Raw genomic sequence first — 4,505 nt, forward strand, 5'->3', positions numbered from 1 at the left:
GAACCAGTTTCTCCTACAACCGTCGCTATCAGCGGCCGTTGAATCTGGTGCCGACCATTGCGCCGAAAGAACATAAACAGTTCCAGATCAGCTACAGCCTCCTCGCGGACAAGGTGGCTGTGGATAACGCTTTGAAGCGCGTGACCGAGATTCAGGCCGGGCGCGACACTGAAGTGCGTCAGGCACCGCTGGTTGATCTGACTGAGCATTAAGGTGTCGCCGGCCGGTATTGCAGTGCCTCGGCCAGATGCTCGCGGGTAATCGCATCGGCCTGTTCAAGATCCGCCAGCGTGCGCGCGACCTTGAGCAGGCGATGCGCCGAGCGCAGCGACAGGATTAGTCGTTCGCAGGCCGCCTCCAGCCATTTTTCATCGGCTGTGGATAACTTGCAGTGACGCTTGAGCCCCGGCAGATCCAGAAACGCATTGGCACAGCCCTGACGTTTCTGCTGGCGCTCCCGCGCTTCGGCCACCAACGCCGCAGCGCTGGCGCTGTTTTCGCCTGGCTTGGCTGCCGGATTCAATGCGGTTGCCTCCCGCGCGACGGTCAGGTGCAGATCAATCCGATCCAGCAGCGGCCCTGACAGTTTGTTGCGATAGCGCTGGACCATGTCCGGTGTGCACGAGCACTTGCCGCTGGGTTCGCCAAGATATCCACAGGGACACGGATTCATCGCTGCCACCAATTGAAACCGTGCGGGGAAACGTACGCGATCCTTGGCCCGAGCGATGACGATATGCCCGGACTCCAACGGCTCGCGCAGCACCTCCAGAACCTTGCGATCAAACTCCGGCAACTCATCGAGAAACAGTACGCCATGGTGGGCGAGGGTGATTTCGCCGGGTTGTGGCTTCGAGCTGCCACCGACCAATGCCGGCCCTGAAGCCGAATGGTGCGGTTGCCTGAACGGCCGCTGCGGCCAGTGAGTCAAGGGAACCCCGCTGGCGACCGATTGAATCGCTGCCACTTCCAGCGCTTCGCATTCGGATAGCGGCGGCAATAATCCTGGCAGACGACTGGCCAGCAGCGTCTTGCCGGTTCCCGGAGGCCCGCTGAACAACAAGTTGTGCGCCCCCGCTGCGGCAATCAGCAGTGCGCGTTTGGCGGCTGTCTGCCCTTGCACCTCGTTGAGGTCGGGATAGGGTTTGGCGGCATGCATCAAGCCATCTGATGTGTACGGCTCGACCGGTGTGTGCCCATTGAAATGCGCCACCGCTTCCAGCAAATGATCGACTGCGAACACTTTCAGCCCCGAAGCCAGGCACGCCTCTTCCGCATTCGCTCGAGGCACCACCAACGCCCGCCCGGCCTTGCGCGCCGCCAGTGCCGCCGGCAGCACGCCACGCACTGGTCGCACGGCACCGGACAATGCCAATTCACCCAGACATTCCACCTCGTCCAGGGTCAGACACGGCACCTGCACGCTGGCCGACAAAATCCCCAAGGCAATTGCCAGATCGAAGCGCCCGCCATCCTTGGGCAGGTCCGCCGGCGCCAGATTCAAGGTGATCCGCCGCGCCGGAAATTGCAGCCCGGAATTGATGATCGCACTGCGCACCCGATCCTTGCTCTCCTTCACTGCCGCTTCAGGCAGGCCGACCATGGTCAGCGACGGCAGACCGTTGGCCAGATGGACTTCGACGGTGACAGCGGGGGCTTCCACGCCAATCTGGGCGCGACTGTGGACAATGGAGAGGGACATGGTCGTTCCTTGAGCTGAATCGGGGAGCCGCTTCCTGCGGGTTTTTGAAGGGTAGTAGGGCGATGCCATTTTAGTGGGGTGAGTGGAGCGCAAAAATTTCGCAGGATGTTGCCGCAAGAAATGCCAGGAACTCGCCAGGGCATGGCAAACGGGAATAGGGGAGAGTTTGTGTAGGAGATAGCTACGGGTTCAGTAAGAACCAGCAAGCATGCGTAGTCCGTTTCTGAAAGTCCTGAGAGAACACCCAAATCGCAAGATCATCCGTTTGCGCTAATGATTTTCACGAATAAACTCAGCGTTAATGCATAACGTTAAGCTTTAAACTATGATCGTTAGCTTCAGATGTCCTGAAACCGAATACCTGTTCCGAAGTGGTAAAACCCGTTTCTGGTCAGCCATATTGAGTGTCGCGGAACGTAAGCTGACGATGCTTGATGCGGCAGCTGCGTTGGCTGATCTCCGATCTCCTCCCGGAAATCGGCTCGAGTCTCTGTGAGGCGATCGGAAGGGGCAATGCAGTATTCGTATCAACGCCCAATGGCGAATTTGCTTCGTCTGGGGCCTGAATGGGCCCGAGGATGTTGAAATCGTCGATTATCACTGAGGTGAATATGACCAAGAATGGTATGCGTCCGGTCCATCCCGGCGAGATCCTCAAAGAGGAGTATCTGGAGCCTTTGAGCCTTACAGCCGCTGCGTTGGCGAGAGCATTGAGGGTGTCTACTCCGACGGTGAACGATATCGTTCTACAGCGCCGGGGCATCAGCGCTGACATGGCTTTAAGACTTTCAATCTGTCTGGACACCACTCCTGAGTTTTGGCTGAACCTCCAATCGACCTACGATCTGCGAAAAGCCGAAATTGAAAGAGGAGCTGCAATCCGTGATCAGGTCGAGCGGCTGGCACATTGCGCTTGATAGTGAATCTAGGCAGTGGAGCTGAAGGCTGCTTGAAGGAAAACGCTTGAAGGTTTTTTTCGACGCCTTTAAAGCTGAAGAGCGTGCCCAACCTTCACTGTCAGTAGTGGTGCTATTCAGCCGGCGGATTCAGTTTCGCCTCCATCTCCGCCACCTTCGCTTCAAGACTCTCAAGCCGTGCCCGCGTGCGAGCCAACACCACCATCTGACTATCAAACTCTTCCCGGCTGACCAGATCGAGTTTGCTGAAGGCACTTTGCAGCAGCATTTTGAACTGGCTTTCGATTTCGGCTTTCGGCAGCGGGGTATCGCCGCTGAACAGGCGGGAGGCGGTGCCGCTCAGGGCGTCGAGGAAGTCTTTGGGCGCGAGCATGGGAAATGTCCTGGAAACAATGGCCGGCAGTGTATCACGCAGTGTCTATAGTCAATCCCGTTGCACGGATGCACGCTTTTCGCGCAGGGGGACGGACGGTGGCGCACCGTTGTTGTGCGTATCGGCAAAAGCTTTTCTGCCCGAGCGCGTGCAACACGGGCCAAGAGATTGAAATGCAGGGTTTTTGCCGAGCTGGCAAGGTTTCTGCTTAGTCACCCTCGACCCATGCACTGATGCAGTCGCTGTGACGAATGCAGTGCGGCAGACGAAGCGGGGAGTTTCGTCTGATGCGGTTAGCTGGCGTCAACGATGCGTTACAAAGCCAGGCACTGCGCTTAGACTTGAGACGGGTTTGTTTTCCTGGGGCAAGTCCACCAATTCGGGAGAGAGTTTCATGAAGCTAGTCACTGCCATCATCAAGCCGTTCAAGTTGGACGACGTGCGCGAGTCGCTGTCCGAAATCGGCGTGCAGGGCATTACCGTCACTGAAGTCAAAGGCTTCGGCCGGCAGAAGGGTCACACCGAGCTGTATCGTGGCGCGGAATATGTGGTCGATTTTCTGCCCAAGGTGAAAATCGACGTGGCCATCGACGACAAGGATCTGGATCGGGTTATCGAGGCGATAACCAAAGCGGCCAACACCGGCAAGATCGGTGACGGCAAGATCTTCGTGGTCAATCTGGAACAGGCGATCCGCATCCGTACCGGCGAAACCGATACCGACGCGATCTAAGCGCCGCCACAAACCCAACGCCCCAGGAGAAAACAATATGACTCTGCGTAAATTCGCAGGGCTAGGCGCCCTGTTGTCCATCGTAATGCCCGGCATCGCCATGGCGGCAGACGAAGTGGCAGCGCCAGTCCTCAATTCCGGCGACACCGCCTGGATGCTCACCTCGACAGCGCTCGTGCTGTTCATGACCATTCCCGGCCTGGCGCTGTTCTACGGCGGTATGGTTCGCTCGAAAAACATTCTTTCCGTGCTGATGCAGTGCTTCGCCATTACCGGTCTGATCAGCATCCTGTGGGTCATTTATGGCTACAGCATTGCCTTCGACACTACCGGCATGGAGCAGGGCGTCGTCAACTTCAATTCGTTCTTCGGCGGCATGGGCAAGGCGTTCCTCGCCGGTGTCACGCCTTCGAGCATCACCGGCCCGGCGGCGCTGTTCCCTGAGGCGGTGTTCATCACCTTCCAGATGACCTTCGCGATCATCACCCCGGCGCTGATCGTCGGTGCGTTCGCCGAGCGCATGAAGTTCTCCGCGATGCTGATCTTCATGGGCATCTGGTTCACGCTGGTTTATGCACCGATCGCGCACATGGTCTGGTCCGGTAACGGCGGCCTGATGTGGGACTGGGGCGTGCTCGACTTCGCTGGCGGCACCGTGGTGCACATCAACGCCGGTATCGCCGGTCTGGTCGCGTGCCTGGTACTGGGCAAGCGCAAAGGCTTCCCGACCACACCAATGGCTCCGCATAACCTCGGCTACACCCTGATGGGCGCGGCGAT

Annotated in this window: 5 protein-coding genes and 2 pseudogenes; 5 read left to right on the plus strand and 2 right to left on the minus strand. The window is 58.3% G+C overall.

What is annotated here, in order from left to right; genetic code table 11:
• Nucleotides 1-212: pseudogene (locus OQK_RS11855) on the plus strand (DUF4432 domain-containing protein); the annotation flags it as partial.
• On the opposite strand, the gene OQK_RS11860 reads toward OQK_RS11855, so the two are convergent.
• Nucleotides 209-1,702: a YifB family Mg chelatase-like AAA ATPase gene (locus OQK_RS11860; protein WP_016772579.1), complete on the minus strand. Its 1,494-nt coding sequence runs from the start codon at nucleotides 1,700-1,702 to the stop codon at nucleotides 209-211. The pseudogene OQK_RS11855 and the gene OQK_RS11860 overlap by 4 nt on opposite strands.
• Nucleotides 1,703-2,027: 325 nt before the next feature.
• Here OQK_RS11860 and OQK_RS29240 point away from each other — a divergent pair.
• A pseudogene (locus tag OQK_RS29240) lies at nucleotides 2,028-2,306 on the plus strand (type II toxin-antitoxin system RelE/ParE family toxin).
• A 7-nt stretch (nucleotides 2,307-2,313) separates the two neighbouring features.
• Nucleotides 2,314-2,619, plus strand: coding sequence for a HigA family addiction module antitoxin (locus tag OQK_RS11865; protein WP_038861189.1), 306 nt, complete (start codon nucleotides 2,314-2,316; stop codon nucleotides 2,617-2,619).
• A gap of 112 nt (nucleotides 2,620-2,731) precedes the next feature.
• Here OQK_RS11865 and OQK_RS11870 read toward each other — a convergent pair whose 3' ends face one another.
• Nucleotides 2,732-2,992 carry an accessory factor UbiK family protein gene (locus OQK_RS11870; protein WP_016772581.1) on the minus strand — a complete coding sequence of 87 codons (261 nt, stop codon included), beginning with the start codon at nucleotides 2,990-2,992 and terminating at the stop codon, nucleotides 2,732-2,734.
• A 394-nt stretch (nucleotides 2,993-3,386) separates the two neighbouring features.
• Here OQK_RS11870 and glnK point away from each other — a divergent pair, with 394 nt between their 5' ends.
• Nucleotides 3,387-3,725 (plus strand): P-II family nitrogen regulator, encoded by a 339-nt coding sequence (gene glnK, locus OQK_RS11875; RefSeq protein WP_002555808.1) that lies wholly within the window; start codon nucleotides 3,387-3,389, stop codon nucleotides 3,723-3,725.
• A 37-nt stretch (nucleotides 3,726-3,762) separates the two neighbouring features.
• Nucleotides 3,763-4,505 (plus strand): ammonia channel protein (locus OQK_RS11880; protein ID WP_038860884.1); only part of this gene is annotated, 743 nt, incomplete at its 3' end.

It is taken from the genome of Pseudomonas sp. R62 (assembly GCF_000257605.1).
Classification (GTDB): domain Bacteria; phylum Pseudomonadota; class Gammaproteobacteria; order Pseudomonadales; family Pseudomonadaceae; genus Aquipseudomonas; species Aquipseudomonas atacamensis.